We start from the raw sequence: 20,023 nt of genomic DNA, 5'->3' as shown, positions 1-20,023 counted from the left end.
TTTATTTATGATAGTGCATTAGGGGGAACAAAATATGTATTGCGGAATTGTTGGATTTACGGGATTAAATTATCAATCAGCACCAATCTTGTTGAAGGGATTGGAAAAGCTTGAATACCGTGGGTATGATTCTGCGGGTTTGTTTGTTGCTGACCAAGCATTGGGAACTGATCAGTTAGTGAAAGAAAAGGGCCGTGTTGCGCAACTTGAGGCGTTGGTTGGTACAAAAAATGTGACTGGAAAAAGCGGTATTGCACACACGCGGTGGGCAACTCACGGTGTGCCATCAATTGCTAATGCACACCCACATTTGTCAGCCGATGGTCGTTTTTACCTGGTTCACAACGGTGTGATTGAAAATTACTTAGAATTAAAGCAAGAATATTTGGCCGATGTGACTTTCCATTCAGACACAGATACGGAAGTTGCCGTCCAATTAATTGGCAAGTTTGCGGATGAAGGCATGTCAACATTTGACGCCTTGCGTAAGTTGATCAGCTTGTTAGACACGAACTCTGCCTATGGTTTTTTGTTGATGGATCGTAATGAACCAGACCGTATGTACGTTGCTAAGCAAAAGTCACCATTGCTAATCGGTGTTGGAGACGACTTTAACGTGGTGACGTCGGATGCGGTGGCGATGTTGGATCAAACGCACGATTTTATTGAGTTACATGATGGTGAAATCGCGATTATTGACCCAGATAAGGTGCAACTTTTTGATGTTGATGGTAATGAAACGGCCCGTGAGCCGTTCCATTTGGACATTGATGCCTCAGAAACTGACAAGGGTACGTATCCTTTCTATATGTTGAAGGAAATTGATGAACAACCAATTGTGATTCGCCACTTGATCGAGAAATATCTAGATAATGAAGGCGGCGTGCACGTTGGTCAAGCCATTTTGAACGATCTTAAAGCGGCCGATCGTTTGTACATTGTCGCTGCCGGTACGTCATATCACGCCGGTTTGGTAGGTAAGCGCTTATTTGAACAATGGGCGGGTGTGCCAACTGAAGTTCACTTGTCATCAGAGTTTGCTTACGAGCAACCATTATTGTCAGAGAAGCCATTCTTTATCTTCTTGACGCAATCTGGTGAAACGGCTGACTCACGTGAAGTGCTTCAAAACGTTAATGCACAAGGCTTTAAGTCACTGACGCTAACAAATGTCGAGAAGTCAACGCTATGGCGTGAAGCAACTTATGCATTGCCATTGTTGGCAGGTCCTGAAATTGCGGTTGCCTCAACGAAGGCGTACGTGGCGCAAGTCGCTTTGCAAGCAATTTTGGCCTATGCGATTGCTGACCGTGCAACGCTTGGTTTTGATTTGGAACAAGATTTGTCTAAGATTGCCGTAGGTATTCAAGGAATCGTTGATGACAAGGAAACGTTGCAACAAGTTGCTAACCAATATTTGGTTGAGTCACGGAATGCCTTCTTTATTGGCCGTGGTGTTGACTCAACAGTTTCGCTGGAAGCGGCACTGAAGTTGAAAGAAATTTCATACGTGCAAGCTGAAGGATTTGCGGCTGGTGAATTGAAGCACGGTACGTTGGCCTTGATTGAAGACGGCACACCAGTAATTGCTTTGATTACACAAGCAAAGACAGCTGGCCTGGTTCGTGGTAACTTGGCAGAAACGCAAGCGCGTGGCTCACGAGCTTACACAATTGTGACGCAATCATTGGCTAAAGAAGGTGATGATTTAATCTTGCCTGATGTGAATGAGTTGTTGTCACCGTTATTGTCAGTGGTACCAACACAATTGTTGGCATACTACACGTCACTCGGCCGTGGTTTGGATGTCGATCGTCCACGTAACTTGGCCAAGTCAGTTACTGTACAATAAGAGTTTAAAAGAGGAAGCCCAAGACGTCTGTTTCGTCTTGGGCTTTTTGCAATCGATTATCTTTGGGTAGTTGTCTGGATAAAACGTTTAGCGTCAGTGAAATACTTTAGTATATTGGCCAAACTGCCTCTGTTATAAAGCGTATTTTTAGTTTGAAATGACAAATGCTATCAAAGCCTCCCTTTTTAATACAATGAATTTCAGGAGGTGATTGTTATGGGAGCAAATGCACCAAAAAGTGAAGTTGTACAAGCGTGGCTGGAAAAAGATGTTAAAAAGAAAGGGAAACATATCTTGCAGGACCTTGTATTTGACGCTCCAGCTGCAACCAATATGTCCTACCATCAAATTATTTTACAAGGTGGGTTGCCTTTTTCTGTTAAGTTAACTGAGAAAGTTGATGACGAGATGTGGCAAAGGATGATAAAGGCAGAAGTACAAGAATTTGGACTACTCTCAGATGACAGTGAAGTGATTGCTAGTGGGGTAGAGTTGAAAAAATATTTGGGATAGTTAAATATGTAACGTGTGCGACTGATGGATGAGTTGCGGCGGGATTATCCATCTTGGTGTGTAATGATGCTTAATTGTCGATTGGTATGTATTTACAATACTAAAGGAGTTGATGAGCCGAATGGCTAATCAATTCTTTTTTTTTGCTGTGAATTTTAGGACATTTTATTTTTTGAAAATGGTGCGTACTATTTTTTTTGAGATTCAAGTTAAACGTTTAACAATTTTACAACTGTCAATTTAGAGGTGTGGTTATATATAGAATACTAGTTTATATTGGTTAATGTTGTTTTGACGTGCGTAAATAAGTGATGTTGTCTGCAGTAGTAGTAATCGGAATTGGTATAATTTTTAATTATTAGGTGGTGTATTCTGATCGCCGTACATATATTGGTATCATGAAAAAATGGTTAGTTGCGGTTGCAATATTGATTTTTGGATTGGTTGGGCTAACCCAAGTGATGGCATCAGCACAAGATATTCCGTTTAATTTTGCATTAAAAAAGGTGCCATCAACCGGTCGAGTGAACGAGTAGTCATCAGTATCCAATATTTTAGAGCCTAATTTCACAATGTGAATTCAGCTGTTTTTGTGTATAGTTCGTTGCATCTAGTAATGAGAGTTACTTTGCTATCTAATCTCAATTGCTTTATAACCTTGATATGAACCTTGTTTAGTTTACGGTACGCCAAATTAACAACAAATTCCTGGTATACTTAAAGAACGAGTAAGTCCAAGGAGGACCTTTGAAATGAAGTTAGAGAATATGCCAGCAGAGTTCGTTGCGGCATTGCCAATTTTAGAAACGATTGAGGCGGCTGGCTTTGAAGCGTATTTCGTCGGCGGATCAGTCCGCGATACGTTGTTGGGTAAGCCAATTCACGATGTGGATATTGCCACATCGGCGTATCCAGAGGAAGTGAAGGCTTTGTTTGAGCGAACGGTGGATACGGGGATCGAACATGGCACAGTCATGATTCTGGATCACGGTCAAGGATATGAAACAACGACTTTCCGAACGGAGTCGACCTATACAGATTTTCGACGTCCGGATGAGGTGACGTTTGTTCGTTCCTTAGCAGAAGATTTAAAGCGCCGGGATTTCACGGTTAACGCCTTTGCGTTGACCAAGGACGGCGAAATTATTGATATGTTTGATGGTTTGTCAGACATGGACAATCATATTTTACGCGCCGTTGGCGAAGCGGAAGAGCGTTTTCATGAAGATGCGCTACGCATGATGCGGGCAGTTCGTTTCGCAGCACAGTTAGACTTCAAAATTGAAGCAGCTACATTGCAAGCTATCAAGGACAATGCGCCATTATTAGCGAACATTGCAATCGAACGAACAAACGTAGAGTTCACCAAGTTGCTACAAGGTAAGGCAGCTCGCTACGGTCTGTTGGAAATGATTGCAACGAATTTAAATCAGTATATGCCCGGCCTTGAGGTGGTTGATATTGATTTGATTGGTTATGCGGAACTATTAGCAGATGCGCAACCTCAAAATGACGTGGCAGCGTGGACACTATTGGTATTTGAGCTTGGCCTAACACCAGAAGATGCGGTTGTTTTCTTGAAAAAGTGGAAGCAATCTAACGATATGGTTAAGACAATCAAGGCTTCAATTAAGTTGCTCAATAAGCTCCGATTAGGTGATGTCGCGGCCTGGGATTTGTACGAAGCAGGTAACGCCATCGACAACGTGTTAGCGGTTGCTAAGTTGAGTGAACTGGTTGTTGATGTCGCGGGGCTTAAGTCACGCTATGAAGATTTGAAGATAAAAAATAAGGGTGAGTTAGCCTTTAACGGTGGTAACCTAACCAAGGAATTGGGGATGCAGCCAGGGCCGTTATTCGGTAAGATTCTGGCAACGCTTGAGCAAAAAGTGGTTGCTGGTGACCTGAACAATAGTCATGATGTGCTTTTGGCAGAGGCACAAACAATGGCAGAGAAAGCGAAGAAGTAAACGATGAAGCAATTACGTGCGACTGATTTAAAGAGTGTTTATGGTGAGAAGACCTTGCTTGACCAAGTTTCTTTCCTAATCGAAACTGGGGACCGTGTCGGAATTGTCGGGGTAAACGGAACTGGCAAGACGACGTTATTGAACGCCATTTCGGGCTTGAATCCTGCCGACAGCGGATCAATTAATACACCAAATGACTATACGATTGGTTATTTGCAACAAGAGCCACCACTAGATGGTGACAAGAAGGTGATGGAAGCTATTTTCGCTGGTGCACAACCAGTATTCCAATTGATTCGAGAATACGAGGCTGCTTTAGAGGCGTATTCAGCTAATCCAACTGATGAGAAATTGTTGAACCGTTACACGAAATTGGAACAACAAATGACGCAAGAAGATGCTTGGGTAGCAGAGTCTGAGGTTAAGACGATTTTGACGCAATTGCATTTGCCTAATTTGGATTTGCCGGTATCAGCTTTGTCTGGTGGGCAACGTAAGCGTGTTGGTTTAGCCCAAGTGTTGATTCAAGCGCCTGATTTGTTGCTTTTGGACGAGCCAACTAACCACTTGGACTTTGATTCTATTGAGTGGTTGGAGAAGTACTTGTCTGATTACAAGGGTGCTGTGATGACAGTTACCCACGATCGTTACTTCTTGGATATCGTAACGAACCGAATTTTCGAAATGTCATTTGGTAAGTTGTACGAATACATTGGTAACTATGAAAAGTATGTGACCTCTAAGGCTGAACGTGTTGAGGCCGAAGCGGTTGCCGAACACAAGTCTGCTCAACTTTACAAGAAGGAATTGGCTTGGATGCGTACAGGTGCGAAGGCCCGTTCTACGAAGCAAAAGGCTCGCGAAACTGCCTTTGCTGATCTTGCAGCGCAACAAGGTACCCGTCAAGTTGAAGGCGATGTTGAAGTGAACATGGGACAACAACGTTTGGGTAAGAAGGTTATCAACATTGAACATGCCAGTTTGGCCTTTGATGGCCGTGTCATTTTGGATGATTTCAATGAATTGATTCAAGCCAACCAACGTATTGGAATTACAGGGCCAAATGGGACGGGTAAGTCAACGTTATTGAACGCAATTTCGGGTGAGCAACAACTCGACTCTGGTGTCATTGAAATTGGTGAGACAGTTAAGATGGTTTACTACACGCAAGTGACGGAACCAATTCCCGAGGACAAGCGTATGTTGGCGTACCTATCCGAAGTTGCTGAAGAAGTGACTGACCGTGACGGTAACGTTGTATCTGCTGCTGAACTCTTGGAGCAATTCTTATTCCCAAGCTTCATGCACGGCACGTTGATTCGCCAATTGTCAGGTGGTGAGAAGCGTCGTTTGTACTTATTGAAGTTGTTGATTCAACAACCGAACGTGTTGCTGTTGGACGAGCCAACTAACGACTTGGACATTGGTACGTTGACGGTTTTGGAGGACTACTTGCGTTCGTTTGCAGGCACGGTCATTACCGTTTCCCACGACCGTTACTTCTTGGACAAGGTAGCCAACCAATTGATTATCTTCCAAGGCGCCGGCCGCATTACGCGTTACCGGGGTATGTTTAGCGATTACCTAGCTGAATTTGGGGCGCCGACGACGGATGCACCAAAGCCAGTTAAGCCTACTGCAGAAAAGAACCCGGTTGTCGAGGCACCCAAGAAAAAGAAGTTGACCTGGTCTGAGCAAAAAGAGTGGGAAACGATTGAGGATGACATTGCTGAACTTGAGGGTAAGATTAGTCAAATTGAGGACGACATGGTCAAAAATGGGGCTGATTTTGGTAAGTTGAGTGAGTTACAGGCACAATTAGATGAGACAAACCAAGCGCTCGAAGATAAGATGATGCGTTGGGAAGAATTGTCAGAACGCGTAGAGGGGTAAGCGATAGTGGCTGAAAAGATTTTGATTTGGGCACAGACTAATAATGGCACAATTGCATTAAATGGCTCGATTCCATGGCGACAGAAAGCTGATATGAAGTTTTTTAAGGAACAAACGATTCATCAAGTTGCTTTGATGGGACGCAACACGATGCTGAGCTTTGGTGGGCGTGCCTTGCCAGAGCGAATCAACATGGTGTTAACGCATGATGAAACGTTGGATGTGCGCGCCGGTTTTGAAAAAGTCTATACAATGTCCGAAGCGGAGCAGGTTGCCGATGAAAAAGGCATGAAACTGGCGGTTATTGGTGGTAAGGCAATTTATGATAGCTACTTACCAGTGGCTGATATTTTGTACGTTACCTATTTAGATACTGATTTTATGGGGGATGTTCTCATGCCGCCGGTTGATCAAACGGTATGGATTGCCGAAGAGATTGCCTCTGGACGCGCTGATGCAGATAATGATTATGATTGGCGGATTGTAAAATATACGCGCCGATAATTGTTAGCCATTTGGAACAGTTTAAAAAGTGACAAATGGTTAGAATAGGCGTAAACTGTGACAGTAAAATCATTTTGGCCAGAAAAGGCTAAGAGGTAGAAAAAATGAAGTACGTCGTAACTTTCTTTTGGACGTTCATTCTTGGTGAAATTATCGGTTATATCGGTAGTGCCTTGGAAGGAACTTCATACAACGCAACTGCAACGTCTCTATTTTCGATGGTGATTGGTGCAATCGGTGCGATTGCATTTGCTGCTATTTCAAAGTCCGCTGCGCCTAAGGATGCAGCTCACGCTAAAGACTAACAGTTGATTACACGACTCTAAAGACCACTCACGTTCTGCGGGTGGTCTTTTGTTATGCAAATCGCTATAATGAAATTAAGTTAAAACGAATTTGAACGAACACGTTCGGAAAGGAGCCCACAATGGTACCGCTACAGACAAAGACAGCCTTTAGTTTGTTACAAAGTCCAATGATGCCGGCCCAATTAGTTAAATCTGCCAAGGCAAAGGGCTACACCGCTGTGGCCATTACGGATAACAATGTCTTGTATGGCATGGATAATTTTTATCGCGCAGCGAAGGCAGCCGATATTAAGCCAATTTTGGGCTTAACGGCCACGTTACACGGCCTTGTGACATCACAACCTTATCCGATTGTCTTTTTAGTGGAAAACCAAACGGGATATCACCACATTTTGGCGATTAGCAGCTATGTACAAACCCATGACACCACCTCGTTTACGGATATTGCGCAATTTTTATCAGGTTTATATGTGATCTTGCCTGCAGTTGGTGAATTGTCGGTTGTACTGGGGGCTGAGCCGGAACGGGCAATGACAATGATTCAAACATTGATTACCGCTTCAGCAGCCGATCATGTATTTCTGGGCGTGACACCAACAATGCGCCCAGAATTGTTAACTGCTATGAAACAATTGGCTGACACCACGGGAGCCCGTTTATTAGCGATGGCGGAAGTAACTTATGCTGACGCAAGTGATCAACTTGCTGCGCAGGTGATCCAAAAATTGGGGCAAGGTGAGGTCATTACGAATGTTGGTCAGGCACAGAGAGAACCGGCCACAGCGTATTTGCCGACTATCAGTGAATGGCAAGCATCATTTGAAACGGCTGGTCTAGCCGAAGCAGTTACGAATACCGATTGGATTGCCGAACACTCTAATTTTGAGTTGGTGAAGTCGGCTGTGACGTTGCCTGCTTTTACGACACCGAATGATGAGACGTCCGCTGATTATTTACGAACTTTAGCCCAAACGGGATTGAAAAATCGATTGCATGGGCTTGATGTTGATGCGTATGCTTATCGGCAACGGCTGGATGAAGAGTTAGCGGTTATTATTGACTTAGGGTTCGCAGATTATTTCTTAATCGTTTGGGACGTGATTAATTTTGCGCATAAGCAAGCGATTCGGACGGGACCTGGTCGTGGCTCGGCTGCGGGTTCATTGGTCGCTTATACGCTATGGATTACGGATGTTGATCCAATTGCTTATGATTTACTGTTTGAGCGATTTTTAAATCCTGAACGCGCACAAATGCCGGATATCGATATTGATATTCCAGATAACCGCCGTGAAGAGGTGCTTGCCTATCTGCATGAAAAGTATGGCCATGAACGTGTGGCACAAATTATTACGTTCTCGACTATGGCCCAACGTGCAGTTATTCGTGACGTCGCCCGTGTGTTCGGACTAAATCCTAGTCAAATTGACACGCTATCAAAGGCGATGCCACGCGATGCTACTGATTTAACGGCAGCCTATGAACAATCGCAGCCATTCCGCAATGCCCTCATTGACGTGCCAGTGGACGGTGAGTTACTTTACGAGACAGCCCGTAAGCTAGAGGGGCTGCCACGTAATTCATCTTTGCACGCAGCGGGTGTTGTGCTGTCAGCCAATCCATTGGTTGATACAATGCCGGTGCAACTGGGTGAAGATGGTCGGTTGGTGACCCAATTACCAAAGGGGCCGGTAGAAGTGCTTGGCCTTTTGAAAATGGATTTCTTGGCATTGTCGAATTTGAACATTTTAGACATTGCGTTGCGCGAAATCCAGAAACAAAAAGACAGTGCTAATTTCAATATTGCGACGATTGATTTAAATGACGACGCGACGTTACGCTTATTCCGTCACGGTATGACAAATGGGGTCTTCCAATTTGAATCGGCCGGGATGAAGAATATTTTGCGGCAACTACAGCCAGATCGCTTTGAGGACATTGTCGCCGCGAATGCGCTTTTCAGACCTGGACCAATGCAGAATATTCCGCATTTCGTGGCCCGTAAACATGGTCAAGAAGCTCAAAACGTGCCGGACCAAAGTATGGCTGATATTTTAGCGCCAACCTATGGCATTATTGTGTACCAAGAGCAGGTGATGCGTGTTGCCGAACAATTTGCGGGCTTCTCACTAGGTGGTGCCGATTTGTTGCGTCGTGCGATGTCTAAAAAGGATGGCGCAAAAATTGCGGCCATGAAGACAGATTTTGTTAATGGAGCTGTGGCAAAAGGACATGATAGTCAGGTCGCTGAGCAGGTATTCGGTTATATCGAGACGTTTGCGCAGTACGGGTTTAATCGGTCCCACGCGGTTGCTTATTCGAAGTTAGCCTTTCAGCTTGCCTATATTAAGGCACATTATCCAGCGGCTTTCTATAAAGCGGTTTTGAATGATGCCATTGCGGATAAGAAAAAGGTCAGTACATACATCGCAGAGGCAAAAGCATCGGGGGTGACTTTACTAGGCCCAAGTATTAATCACTCTTGGCAAGGCTACTCGATGAATAAAGCGGGTGCCTTACAAATGGGGTTGGCTTCGATCGGTGGTATGCGCCGAGATTTTCGTGAATCAATTTTGCGTGAGCGTCAGGAAAATGGAGCGTTTAAAGATTTGGGTAACTTAATTGGTCGTTTAGAGAGCAAATATCGAAAAGCTGGACAATTGGAACCGTTGGTGTATGCGGGTGCTTTGGATGAGTTTGGGTATAATCGTGCCTCAATTCTGGCATCGTTGCGCGGGTTCATCGACGCGGTTGGTTTAGCTGGTGAATCGATGTCGCTTTTTGCGTCGCTGACGCCGAAAGTACGGGAAGTTGATGAATTGCCATCGGCAGAAAAATTGGGTTATGAACGTGAGTATTTGGGCGTTTATCTTAGCGGACACCCAATCGAACCGTATTTAAACGCGATACCTGAGAATAAGCGTTTGGATATTGCCTCGCTGGCAGTAGGAATGAACCAGGCAACGATTATTGTGTATGTCGAAAATGTCAAAAAGATTCGCACTAAAAAAGGGGATCAAATGGCATTTGTTGATGGGATGGACCTAACAGGTTCGATTTCTATCACGTTATTCCCACAATTGTTTATGCGATCAGCAGCATTATTGGGACCGGAAAAAGTACTCGTTGTGACGGGTAAAGTCGAACAGCAACGCGGGCGTGATGACATCCAAATCGTGGCAAATACGGTGATGGATGCGGAAGAAGCCATTAAACGCTTTGGTAGTACCAATGATCAAGGGCAATCGGAGGCGCAAACTAGTCGGGCAACCGGGCGGTGGTATTTGAAAATAACAGCCGCCGCTGAGGCAGCAGGCGCGCTTGACGCGTTAAATGTTGTGATTCAGTCACATCATGGCAAGAATCCAGTTTTGGCGGTCTATGAGGGAACGGGTAAAAAGTTAGCGCTTGGCCAACAAAATTGGTTAACCGATGGGGATGACACCTTAAATGCCTTACAACAGATTTTAGGGGCTAATAATGTTGTATTTCAGTTAGACTAAGAGCAATTCGGACGACTTATCAGACGATAATTCGTTTTTTTGGCTAAAAACGAACACTGTCGTCAAGCTGTAATACAAAGGGCTATCAAAAGACGGATAAAGTGCGTTACAATAGACAATAACTATCCAGGTGGATAAATACGGATTAGACGCTGCGGGTATGAATCCCAATCGGTGTTGGTCTGGAAAACAGAGGATAAATCTATGGCAGAAGCAAAAGTGTTAACCGCACAAGAAGTGCACGACTTGGTTGCCGGCTATATGAACGAGGAGCATGTTAAAAAGGTTGACAAAGCCTATGATTTTGCGTTCAATCTCCATCAAGAACAAAAGCGTAAGTCTGGTGAACCTTACATTATTCATCCAATCCAAGTAGCCGGTATTTTGGCTGATTTACACATGGATCCGGATACGGTAGTGGCGGGATATTTGCATGACGTTGTTGAAGATACAGACGCAACTTTAGAAGATGTTGAGCGTGAGTTTGGTCATGATGTTGCTGTTATTGTTGATGGGGTGTCAAAGCTTTCGAAGATTGAATACAAATCATCACGGGAGCAATTAGCTGAAAATCACCGTAAATTACTCTTAGCGATGTCACATGACATTCGTGTCATTATTGTGAAATTGGCGGACCGTTTGCACAACATGCGCACCTTGAGTGCGCTGCGTGAGGAAAAGCAGAAGCGAATTGCATCGGAAACGTTGGAAATTTACGCACCACTTGCTGATCGCTTGGGAATTATGACGATTAAGTGGGAACTGGAAGATATGTCGTTACGCTATCTGGAACCAGAAGCCTATCACGACATTGCGAAGTCAATGCAATTACGACGTCAAGAACGGTTAGAGATTGTTGACCAAGCGGTTGATGACATTGAACACGCGATTACCGAATTGCACTTGAAGCATGCTGAAGTTTATGGTCGACCAAAGCACATTTACTCAATCTATCGCAAGATGGTTGATAAGAAGAAAAAATTCGACGAAATTTACGACTTGTTGGCGATTCGTGTGCTGGTGGATACGATTCCGGAGACATATGCTGTTTTGGGGGCTATCCACGCCCGCTGGACACCAATGCCAGGTCGTTTTAAGGATTATATCGCGTTGCCAAAGGCCAATGGTTATCAATCGCTACACACATCAGTGATTGGACCAGGTGGTCGTCCACTTGAAGTTCAAATTCGTACGTACCAGATGCATGAAGTTGCTGAATTTGGTGTGGCTGCACACTGGGCGTATAAAGAGGGTAATTTTGCGGGTGCTGATGTCCAAAATGCCGATCAGCAAAAGCTGAATGTGATTCAAGGCATTTTGGAATTACAAGAAGACGCTCGCGATGCGGATGATTTCATGGAGTCCGTAAAGGGTGATTTGTTTACTGACCGAGTATTCGCCTTTACGCCAAAGGGCGATGTCATTGAGCTTGCCAAGGGGGCAGGACCATTAGACATGGCGTACAGTATCCACACAAATGTTGGTAATCACACAACAGGCGCTAAGGTTAATGACCGTATGGTGCCACTTGATTACCCAATTAAGACGGGTGACATTGTTGAGATTTTGACCTCACAAAATGCTAAACCAAACCGCGATTGGATGAATTTGGTTTCAACGCGTCGCGCTCGCAATAAAATCAAGCAGTATTTCCGTAAACAAGATAAAGCGGAAAATATTGCAGCCGGTAAGAAGATGGTGGCTGACTGGCTCAACGAGGAAGCCTTTGATGTTGATGAATTGATGTCAGCTGAAAACGAAGTGAAATCGGCCGAAAAGTTACATTTCTTGAGCGTTGATGATATGTATGCGTCACTTGGGTTTGGTGATTTGAAGCCCCAAGGGGTCGCAAACAAGTTTACAGAAGAGAAACGCGCAGAATTGGAAGAAGCGCGTCAGGTCGCTGAACAACGAGCTATTTTGGAAGAGCATCAAACAATTGAGAACGATTCAAAGCGTGCCAAGGAAAAGCCACAGCACGGCGAAGATCGAATCGTTATTCAAGGTGTTGACAATTTACTGGTTCGGTTAGGCCGTTGTTGCACGCCAGTACCTGGTGACGAAGTAATTGGTTATGTAACCAAGGGTCGCGGTGTTTCAGTTCACCGTTTGGGTTGCCCTAATTTACGTGCTGCTGAGACAGAAGGTCAACGTTTGGTTGACGTAGCTTGGGAAAAGCCAGATGGCGACACTAAGAACGAATATGAGGCGGATTTGGCAGTGACAGCAACCAACCGTAACAAGTTGTTGAATGACGTGATTCGGACGGTCAACAACACAACAAAGTCATTAAACTTTGTAAATGGTCGCATTGATCACAACAACAACGTTAATATTTCAATGAGTGTCGGTGTCCGAAATTTGGATCAATTGGAACATATTATGGATTCAATTAAGAATGTTAAAGATGTCTACGAAGTAAAGCGAGCGTTTAAGTAATGAAGGTTATTCTACAACGCGTATCAGAAGCCAGCGTTACCGTAGCTGGTAATCAAATTGGCGCCATCAAGCAAGGGTTTATGCTACTTGTTGGTGTTCAAGACGCTGATACAGATGCTGAATTGGATTATTTGGTACGTAAAATCACCAATTTAAGAGTATTTGAAGACCAAGCTGGTAAAATGAACCGTAGTTTAACAGATGTTGATGGTGCAATTTTATCGATTTCGCAATTTACTCTCTACGCCGATATGCGTAAGGGTAATCGACCAAGTTTTACAGCAGCGGGTGCCCCAGATTTTGCTAATAAGATGTATGACCGATTTAATACAAAATTAGCAGCATCTGGTGCTCACGTTGAAACTGGTGAATTTGGGGCGGATATGAAAGTCAGCCTGGTGAATGACGGACCCGTAACAATTGTGTTTGATACGGATAATAAATAGCTGATTTTAGGCTACGTCAAATAAAAATCATAGATTAGCCGTACAATCCCCTAGTAATATGCAATGATATTGATAGTATTGTAAGTCCGATATATGCTATAATATATTTATACAAATTTAAGCATTTGCGAAAGGATGTAATGTTATGGCAGAGAAGTTGATTCAATTGCGCGTTGAGGACAACGTCAAGGATAAGGCTGATGAGATTTTCAAGTCACAAGGTTTGACGACTCAAACGGCCATTAAGATTTTCTTGACGCAAGTTGCGAACACTGGTGAGTCACCATTTAGTAACTTGTTCTCTCGCAATCAGTAATTTGTTTAAAGTGAATAGAGATATCGGTTGGGCGTGTGCTTCAAGTTTCCTGGGTGGGTAACCAGGGTGATTAGAAGGGCGCGCTTTTTTGTGATTTGGAGATAGGTTTTATGGAAATTATATTGATGGTGTTATTGATGGTGATTACGCTGGCGTTTGGCTGGGTAGCAACCAAATTAGGAATGGCGAAGGTTGTTGGCCAATTGATAGCGGGGGTGGTTGTGGGGCCAGCTTTGCTACATTTGGTTGAACCTTCACATTTGATGCACATTGTGTCAGAGTTTGGTGTGCTGTTATTAATGGTTAACGCCGGTCTTGAAACGGATGCGCGTCAATTACGTGATAATTTCAAAGCAGCGAATTTTACAGCGTTAATGGGTGTTATTGCACCACTGATTGTTTTCCCAGTCATTGCGTTGGTATTTGGCTATGAATGGCAAATTGCGCTGTTTTGGGGTGTTGTGTTCGCAGCGACATCAATTTCAATTACTATTTCGGTGCTGGGTGAACAAGGTAAACTGGGTACACAAATGGGCGCGGTTATCTTAGGCGCTGCGGTGCTGGATGACATTATGGCATTGTTGCTGGTCACGGCATATTCATTATTTGTTGGGGGTTCAGGACTTGGTTTAAACACCGTTATGCCAATTATTGCATTTGCATTTGGTGTATTGCTACGTCAATCTTATCAATCAGATAAAATTTTGCATGCTAGCGAAGTGTTTGGTCAATGGACGGTCTTTCCGATCTTTTTTGGTTCAATCGGACTTAATGTGGTCTTTCATGATCTGTCAAAGACGTGGATAGCGATGGTGGTATTGACGGTATTTGCTGTGGCAACTAAGTATTATGGTGCTGGTATCGGCGCACGAATGGCAGGGCTTGATAAGCACACTAGCAATGCAATTGGCGCCGGTATGGTGTCACGTGGTGAAATGGCGTTGGTGATCGCTCAAATTGGGGCAACAGGCGGTATTTTATCTGGTAAAGTTTTTGGTGAAATTGTTGTCGTAATCATTGCATCAACTTTGATTGCGCCATTGATGATGCGCCCACTTATCAAAAAAGTACAGTAGAAAATAAAAAGCTGCCTGTGAATCTTTGCGATTCCGGCAGCTTTTTAAATATGCTTACAATGGGTCAACATCGTAGCGCTTTGTACGCAATTCTTGCTTTTGCGCCTTCAATGGCTTAAACAAGAAGTTGAAGTAGTCTTCACGCCATTCATCGAATGAAATAGCCAATGCAGCGATATCGTCAGGAATTTCGGCGCGAGGAATACGGTCGATGTCAGGGTGCGTAGCTACGTAGCTGTCCATCCAGGCAGCAATCTTCGCGTGGCCTTCGTTCTCCCTTTCGACGTTGAACCAGTTTGTTGGTTCAGCGTGAATCAAGTCACCATCGACATCGAACAATTCCATTGTGCCGTGGACCTTAAAAGGACGAATCAACGTCACGTCTGGGTTGAACTTCCAAACAAAGTTGCCTGGGGCCGTTTCTTCAACGTCTTCCAATTGCACAACAGCACCGGCCATACTTGATGGTAAACCAGCTTGCTTAAGTGCGTATGATGTAACAACTAAATCACCGCGGTGATCAGTTCCAAAGGGGTAAACAACGCCAATCTTGGCACCGACCAGAATGTCGATCAAGACTTGGGGTTCCATTCCAACTGCCTTCATGAGGGGAAATCTCGCTTTCAAAATTTAATGTCTACTTAGTTTAACAAAAATTGTGCAAAAATGCAGAATTAGTTTACATATTATCACGGGCATCTGGTAAACTAGAGTTCAGACAGAAAATAGGTTGACTGACGGCATGTCAGTGAAAACGGCTTTGCCAGCGCTGTGGCATCGGACGACCTGTGAGTGGTTGATGCAGCTGATGTAAAGAGATATATGGAGAAAATAAATATGACACACAAAATTGGCGATATCATCTCAGCTAAGGTGACAGATGAAAATGACAAGTACTATTTCGCACAAGTTGATGGTTTAACGTATGAAATCGACAAGGCGGAATTGTTGAAGCCACTTAAGGTTGGTGGCGTTGTTTCAGGGTTTGCTTACGAAAATGAGAAGCATAATTTGCAAATCACAAAAAATATTCCAGTCGTTCGCTTGGGGCATTTTGCTTGGGGCACTGTAACGGATGTCCGACGTGATTTGGGCGTGTTTGTCAATATTGGGTTACCAAATAAGGATGTTGTTGTGTCGTTGGACGAGTTGCCAACGATTAAAGAATTGTGGCCTCAACGTGGTGACAAGTTGATGATTACATTGCGTATTGATAAGAAGGATCGTTTGTGGGGTGAACTTGCTTCGTCAGACATCTTGCAAGCAGTACGTATTCCAGCTAAGACAGATATGAAGAACAAGCAGGTTAAAGCGACGGTTTACCGTTTAAAGATGGTTGGTACGCTGGTCATTACACCGGACTATAACTTTGGCTTTATTCACCCGGATGAACGTCAACGCGAACCTCGTCTTGGTGAGGAAGTCGATGCGCGTGTTATCGGTGTCCGTGATGATGGTGTCTTGAACTTGTCGTTACGACCACGTGCATATGAGGCAATTTCTGATGATGCAGCGATGTTGTTGACGTTGTTACAGCGTTCATCAACAAAGAGCTTGCCATTTACAGACAAGTCAGACCCAAAGCAAATTAAGAAGTATTTTGGTATGTCAAAGTCACAGTTCAAGCGGGCGGTTGGAAACTTGTACAAGCAACGCAAGATTACCCAAAACGAAAATGGGCTGTTCTTGATTGAAGAGAGTGACGGCGAGTAAGATGTCCAAACAGGTAGGTCCATACGAAGATAATATGGTTGACTACCTGCGCTATTTGACGGTAGAGCGGGGGTTGTCGGCCAACACGCGTACATCATACCGGCAAGATTTGACACATTTTTTTACTTATTTAATCGACAAGGAAAAATCATTGCCACTCACTCGAGTTGATCGTTTTACGATAATGGCTTTTCTAGGTGAAATGGAAATACAGGGGAAGTCACGGAACTCTGTGATTCACATGGTGTCGACTTTAAGGAAGTTTTTTCAATTTGCAACTGATAGTGGTTGGACAACAACGAATCCGATGACCCAAGTTGATCCACCCAAAAAGGCACAGCATTTACCAGCTGTCTTAACATTGAGCGAAGTGGAAGCGCTGTTGGCGGTACCAGATACCAATACAACGTTGGGTCTGCGCAATCGAACGATGTTAGAAGTGATGTATGCCACTGGCTTGCGCGTGAGTGAACTAGTGAATTTGCGTTTGGATAATTTACACCTCGACTTAGGATTGATTCAAACGATCGGAAAAGGTGATAAAGAACGTATTATTCCGATTGGTGATGTTGCGACGCATTGGCTACAACGTTATTTAGCGGCTGGACGCCCCTTTCTTGGCCGACAGCAGGATGAACAGGTGATTTTCCTAAACGATCATGGTCACCAATTGACGCGACAGGGTGTGTGGAAACTCATTAAACAGTGGGTGATAGCTGCGGGTATTACTAAAGATGTGTCACCACACACCTTACGTCACTCTTTTGCTACTCATATTTTGGAAAATGGGGCAGATTTACGCATTGTGCAAGAATTACTGGGGCATGCTGACATATCTACGACCCAAATTTATACACATATTTCAAATAAGCGTTTGACTGAGGTGTATCAAAAGAGTCACCCGCGCGCTTGATTAAGGAGGCAACATGTTAGTCGTTGTTCGAAAAGATCAACCCAAAATTGCAATGGGCTTGCTTTCATATTTGCCACGCCTACACGATGTTGCATCGGTGCAACGTGAGATTGAATGGTATCAAGCTGACAATTGCCGAGACATTTTGTTGTGGCAGTCTCCAATAACCCAGCATTACGTGGCAGTGGTTGGTATCGAGAAGATTTTCGACTCCGCGGTATTACGTTTAGTGGTTTTTGGCCCTGAAGTTGCCGAAAATGAACGTAATCAGGTTGGTGCAGAAATCTATGAAGCGCTGCAAATGCGGTATGCAGAAAAAGTGCTAGTGGGCACCATTGCAACTCAACCGATTTTAACGGAATGGCGGAAACTAGCGAATGGCTGAAGCAGTAACCTATCATTTGGATGAGTTCGATGGCCCACTTGATTTATTACTCCATCTAATTAAAGTAAATGAAATGGATATTTTAGATATCCCCATCGTGGCCATCACTGAGCAATATTTAGATTTTTTGCATCAAGCCGAAGAACGCAATTTAGATATTGCAGGCGAGTTTTTGGTAATGGCTGCAACTTTGATGTCGATTAAATCTGCATATTTGATTCCTAAGAACGAAGAATTGACATACGATCAGGGTCTGGCGGAGTTTGTGTATGAGGAGGATCCTCGTGAAGCATTGACGGCCCAACTACTAGAATATCAACGTTATCAACAGGTAGCTGACGATTTGCGTGAACGTGAAGAGGGTCGACAATTACAATTTTCGCGGGCGCCGATGGCTATTCCGGAAGATATTGAGGTGGCGCCGCTCCCTGAAAGTTTGGGTCTCTTTGATTTGCAACTGGCGTTCAATCAAATGGTTGCTAATCGGGCGAAAAAGCAAGTGCGGCCTAGAACTTTACGCGGCGAGACTTGGTCAATTCGCGAGCAAATGTCACGCATGATGGCAGATATGACTCTTAGCGAAAAGCGTACGTTCGCATCATTCTTTGGTGAAGATGATAGTCGTGATAAACTTGTAACGACCTTTTTGGCGATGCTCGAACTTGTGCGTCATCAAAATTTGGTTGTTACACAGGAAAATGAATTCGGCACCATCCAGTTACAACTGGGTGACGTGCCATATGATGAGAATGAGGAACTGGACGATGAAGAATAGTCTACAGCAGATTGAAGGGTTGCTCTTCGTGGCTGGGGATGAAGGTATCACCGTAGCAGAAATGGCGGCAGCCACTGATTTTGCAAAGCCAGCTGTGATTGGGTTGCTTGAGGATTTAGCGGCGAAGTATGCGACTGATGATAGTAGCGCGCTGGACGTGTTAAAAACTGATGAACGGTATCAACTAGTCACAAAGACGTCGCTAGCTGATACGATGCATCGTTATTTTACGGCACCGTTAACGACGGCGCTTTCACAAGCTTCATTAGAAGTACTTGCAATTATTGCCTACAAACAACCGATTACGCGGGTCGAAGTGGATGAGATTCGCGGTGTACAATCACAAGCGGCGATTCAAAAGTTAGCGCTGCGTAAGCTAGTTGAAGGTCGTGGGCGTGCCAATGAACCGGGCCGACCAATTCTATATGGTACAACAGAGTACTTCTTGAATTACTTCGGTTTGGGCGATTTAGAAGAATTGCCACCCCTTGTTACCGCAGAAGAACTAGATGCATTACGGGCAAAGCAAGATGTTGCTTTACCGTTAATGCCTGAAGAAAGCGGACAATCACCGTTTGACGTTGATTTGTCTGAGTTAGCTGAAACAGCAGAAAGAGATAATTAATACCTATGGCAGAACGATTGCAAAAAGTAATGGCTCAAGCGGGTGTTGCCTCACGTCGCGCGTCTGAACAATTGATTTTAGACGGAAAAGTGACAGTGAATGGTAAGACTGTTCGTGAGTTAGGTACCAAGGTAGAACCATCAGATAAAATTGAAGTAAGTGGTGAACCAATCGATTCACGAGAAAAGTTGGTTTATTTCTTATTGAATAAGCCACGTGGAGTCGTTACGACGACAAATGATGATAAGGGCCGTCAAACGGTAATGGATATTGTGGATGAACCAGAGCGTGTCTATCCAGTAGGCCGTTTAGATTATGACACAACAGGGGTTTTGCTGTTAACTAATGACGGTGAGCTTGCAAACCGCTTGATGCACCCAAGTTACCGCATCGATAAGGTCTATGTTGCAAAGGTGAAGGGCATCCCAACGAACGAACAACTTGAACAATTACGTCACGGGGTGACGGTGCGAACAAAGCAAAATGGCCGTTATACAACGTTTAAGGCTGCGCCTGCTCGTGCTGAAATCACGTCGACGAATACTAAGAATCACACAGCAATTGTCAAGTTGACGATTCATGAGGGTAAGTACCACCAAGTCAAGGAAATGATGAAGGCGGTTGGCCACGAAGTATTGAAGCTGACCCGTGAACGTTACGGCATGCTTGATTTAGCGGGGTTGACACCTGGTGAATACCGCCCATTACGTTATGAAGAAGTGCAAGCCTTGAAGGCCGGCAAGCAATACCGAAAGTCTGCAGGACGTTGGTAAGCTAAAAAAGACGGCTTTG

19 protein-coding genes are annotated in these 20,023 nt (G+C 44.2%); 18 read left to right on the top strand and 1 reads right to left on the bottom strand.

Annotation, left to right across the window (positions count from 1 at the left end; all coding sequences use genetic code 11):
* Positions 1–34 precede the first annotated feature (34 nt).
* From glmS to EST42_RS07270, 12 genes are all read left to right on the top strand, one after another.
* Positions 35–1,852, top strand: a complete 1,818-nt coding sequence (gene glmS, locus EST42_RS07320; protein WP_134644866.1) for a glutamine--fructose-6-phosphate transaminase (isomerizing) — start codon at positions 35–37, stop codon at positions 1,850–1,852.
* 216 nt (positions 1,853–2,068) lie between these two features.
* Entirely contained in the window at positions 2,069–2,365 is a 297-nt protein-coding gene (locus EST42_RS07315; RefSeq protein ID WP_134644865.1) for a hypothetical protein, read from the top strand.
* Between the two features lie 398 nt (positions 2,366–2,763).
* Positions 2,764–2,901: a hypothetical protein gene (locus tag EST42_RS10580; RefSeq protein ID WP_167711169.1), complete on the top strand. Its 138-nt coding sequence runs from the start codon at positions 2,764–2,766 to the stop codon at positions 2,899–2,901.
* Between the two features lie 216 nt (positions 2,902–3,117).
* The gene (locus tag EST42_RS07310; protein ID WP_010371786.1) at positions 3,118–4,335 is read left to right on the top strand and encodes a CCA tRNA nucleotidyltransferase; all 1,218 of its coding nucleotides are present in this window, start codon (positions 3,118–3,120) and stop codon (positions 4,333–4,335) included.
* Positions 4,336–4,338: 3 nt separating this feature from the next.
* A complete protein-coding gene (locus EST42_RS07305; protein ID WP_134644864.1) occupies positions 4,339–6,228 on the top strand; it encodes an ABC-F family ATP-binding cassette domain-containing protein in 1,890 nt (629 codons plus the stop codon).
* Positions 6,229–6,234: 6 nt separating this feature from the next.
* The gene (locus EST42_RS07300; protein WP_134644863.1) at positions 6,235–6,732 is read left to right on the top strand and encodes a dihydrofolate reductase; all 498 of its coding nucleotides are present in this window, start codon (positions 6,235–6,237) and stop codon (positions 6,730–6,732) included.
* A 104-nt stretch (positions 6,733–6,836) separates the two neighbouring features.
* Positions 6,837–7,037 (top strand): YjzD family protein, encoded by a 201-nt coding sequence (locus tag EST42_RS07295; RefSeq protein WP_134644862.1) that lies wholly within the window; start codon positions 6,837–6,839, stop codon positions 7,035–7,037.
* Between the two features lie 122 nt (positions 7,038–7,159).
* Positions 7,160–10,543: a DNA polymerase III subunit alpha gene (locus EST42_RS07290; protein ID WP_134644861.1), complete on the top strand. Its 3,384-nt coding sequence runs from the start codon at positions 7,160–7,162 to the stop codon at positions 10,541–10,543.
* 204 nt (positions 10,544–10,747) lie between these two features.
* On the top strand, positions 10,748–12,982 hold the full coding sequence (locus EST42_RS07285; RefSeq protein WP_134644860.1) for a RelA/SpoT family protein: 2,235 nt from the start codon (positions 10,748–10,750) through the stop codon (positions 12,980–12,982).
* Complete coding sequence (gene dtd, locus EST42_RS07280; protein ID WP_134644859.1) at positions 12,982–13,428, top strand: D-aminoacyl-tRNA deacylase; 447 nt, start codon at positions 12,982–12,984, stop codon at positions 13,426–13,428. Before EST42_RS07285 ends, dtd begins: the two co-directional genes overlap by 1 nt.
* A gap of 145 nt (positions 13,429–13,573) precedes the next feature.
* The gene (locus EST42_RS07275; protein ID WP_003607683.1) at positions 13,574–13,744 is read left to right on the top strand and encodes a type II toxin-antitoxin system RelB/DinJ family antitoxin; all 171 of its coding nucleotides are present in this window, start codon (positions 13,574–13,576) and stop codon (positions 13,742–13,744) included.
* 110 nt (positions 13,745–13,854) lie between these two features.
* Positions 13,855–14,820, top strand: a complete 966-nt coding sequence (locus tag EST42_RS07270) for a cation:proton antiporter (RefSeq protein ID WP_134644858.1) — start codon at positions 13,855–13,857, stop codon at positions 14,818–14,820.
* Positions 14,821–14,874: 54 nt separating this feature from the next.
* Here EST42_RS07270 and EST42_RS07265 read toward each other — a convergent pair whose 3' ends face one another.
* Positions 14,875–15,426, bottom strand: a complete 552-nt coding sequence (locus EST42_RS07265) for a hypothetical protein (RefSeq protein ID WP_134644857.1) — start codon at positions 15,424–15,426, stop codon at positions 14,875–14,877.
* Between the two features lie 231 nt (positions 15,427–15,657).
* Here EST42_RS07265 and EST42_RS07260 point away from each other — a divergent pair, with 231 nt between their 5' ends.
* From EST42_RS07260 to EST42_RS07235, 6 genes are read left to right on the top strand one after another with little or no spacing between them, the layout of a single operon-like run.
* A complete protein-coding gene (locus EST42_RS07260) occupies positions 15,658–16,533 on the top strand; it encodes a CvfB family protein (protein WP_134644856.1) in 876 nt (291 codons plus the stop codon).
* Position 16,534: 1 nt separating this feature from the next.
* Positions 16,535–17,446, top strand: a complete 912-nt coding sequence (gene xerD, locus EST42_RS07255) for a site-specific tyrosine recombinase XerD (protein ID WP_134644855.1) — start codon at positions 16,535–16,537, stop codon at positions 17,444–17,446.
* A 13-nt stretch (positions 17,447–17,459) separates the two neighbouring features.
* Positions 17,460–17,831, top strand: a complete 372-nt coding sequence (locus EST42_RS07250; RefSeq protein ID WP_134644854.1) for a reductase — start codon at positions 17,460–17,462, stop codon at positions 17,829–17,831.
* A complete protein-coding gene (locus tag EST42_RS07245) occupies positions 17,824–18,606 on the top strand; it encodes a segregation and condensation protein A (RefSeq protein ID WP_134644853.1) in 783 nt (260 codons plus the stop codon). Before EST42_RS07250 ends, EST42_RS07245 begins: the two co-directional genes overlap by 8 nt.
* The gene (gene scpB, locus EST42_RS07240) at positions 18,596–19,231 is read left to right on the top strand and encodes an SMC-Scp complex subunit ScpB (RefSeq protein ID WP_134644852.1); all 636 of its coding nucleotides are present in this window, start codon (positions 18,596–18,598) and stop codon (positions 19,229–19,231) included. Before EST42_RS07245 ends, scpB begins: the two co-directional genes overlap by 11 nt.
* A 5-nt stretch (positions 19,232–19,236) precedes the next feature.
* Positions 19,237–20,004 carry a pseudouridine synthase gene (locus EST42_RS07235; protein ID WP_010371741.1) on the top strand — a complete coding sequence of 256 codons (768 nt, stop codon included), beginning with the start codon at positions 19,237–19,239 and terminating at the stop codon, positions 20,002–20,004.
* Positions 20,005–20,023 lie beyond the last annotated feature (19 nt).

This window comes from Weissella cibaria, from assembly GCF_004521965.1.
In the GTDB taxonomy this organism is placed as follows: Bacteria; Bacillota; Bacilli; order Lactobacillales; family Lactobacillaceae; genus Weissella; species Weissella cibaria_A.
Note: the sequence above shows the minus strand (reverse complement) of the source record. Positions and strands in the feature narration are given on the sequence as shown.

Coding starts and splice junctions, on each gene's coding strand:
- glmS (WP_134644866.1), top strand. CDS start 35: ATGTATTGCGGAATTGTTGGATTTACGGGATTAAATTATCAATCAGCA.
- EST42_RS07315 (WP_134644865.1), top strand. CDS start 2,069: ATGGGAGCAAATGCACCAAAAAGTGAAGTTGTACAAGCGTGGCTGGAA.
- EST42_RS10580 (WP_167711169.1), top strand. CDS start 2,764: ATGAAAAAATGGTTAGTTGCGGTTGCAATATTGATTTTTGGATTGGTT.
- EST42_RS07310 (WP_010371786.1), top strand. CDS start 3,118: ATGAAGTTAGAGAATATGCCAGCAGAGTTCGTTGCGGCATTGCCAATT.
- EST42_RS07305 (WP_134644864.1), top strand. CDS start 4,339: ATGAAGCAATTACGTGCGACTGATTTAAAGAGTGTTTATGGTGAGAAG.
- EST42_RS07295 (WP_134644862.1), top strand. CDS start 6,837: ATGAAGTACGTCGTAACTTTCTTTTGGACGTTCATTCTTGGTGAAATT.
- EST42_RS07290 (WP_134644861.1), top strand. CDS start 7,160: ATGGTACCGCTACAGACAAAGACAGCCTTTAGTTTGTTACAAAGTCCA.
- EST42_RS07285 (WP_134644860.1), top strand. CDS start 10,748: ATGGCAGAAGCAAAAGTGTTAACCGCACAAGAAGTGCACGACTTGGTT.
- dtd (WP_134644859.1), top strand. CDS start 12,982: ATGAAGGTTATTCTACAACGCGTATCAGAAGCCAGCGTTACCGTAGCT.
- EST42_RS07275 (WP_003607683.1), top strand. CDS start 13,574: ATGGCAGAGAAGTTGATTCAATTGCGCGTTGAGGACAACGTCAAGGAT.
- EST42_RS07270 (WP_134644858.1), top strand. CDS start 13,855: ATGGAAATTATATTGATGGTGTTATTGATGGTGATTACGCTGGCGTTT.
- EST42_RS07265 (WP_134644857.1), bottom strand. CDS start 15,426: ATGAAGGCAGTTGGAATGGAACCCCAAGTCTTGATCGACATTCTGGTC.
- EST42_RS07260 (WP_134644856.1), top strand. CDS start 15,658: ATGACACACAAAATTGGCGATATCATCTCAGCTAAGGTGACAGATGAA.
- xerD (WP_134644855.1), top strand. CDS start 16,535: ATGTCCAAACAGGTAGGTCCATACGAAGATAATATGGTTGACTACCTG.
- EST42_RS07250 (WP_134644854.1), top strand. CDS start 17,460: ATGTTAGTCGTTGTTCGAAAAGATCAACCCAAAATTGCAATGGGCTTG.
- EST42_RS07245 (WP_134644853.1), top strand. CDS start 17,824: ATGGCTGAAGCAGTAACCTATCATTTGGATGAGTTCGATGGCCCACTT.
- scpB (WP_134644852.1), top strand. CDS start 18,596: ATGAAGAATAGTCTACAGCAGATTGAAGGGTTGCTCTTCGTGGCTGGG.
- EST42_RS07235 (WP_010371741.1), top strand. CDS start 19,237: ATGGCAGAACGATTGCAAAAAGTAATGGCTCAAGCGGGTGTTGCCTCA.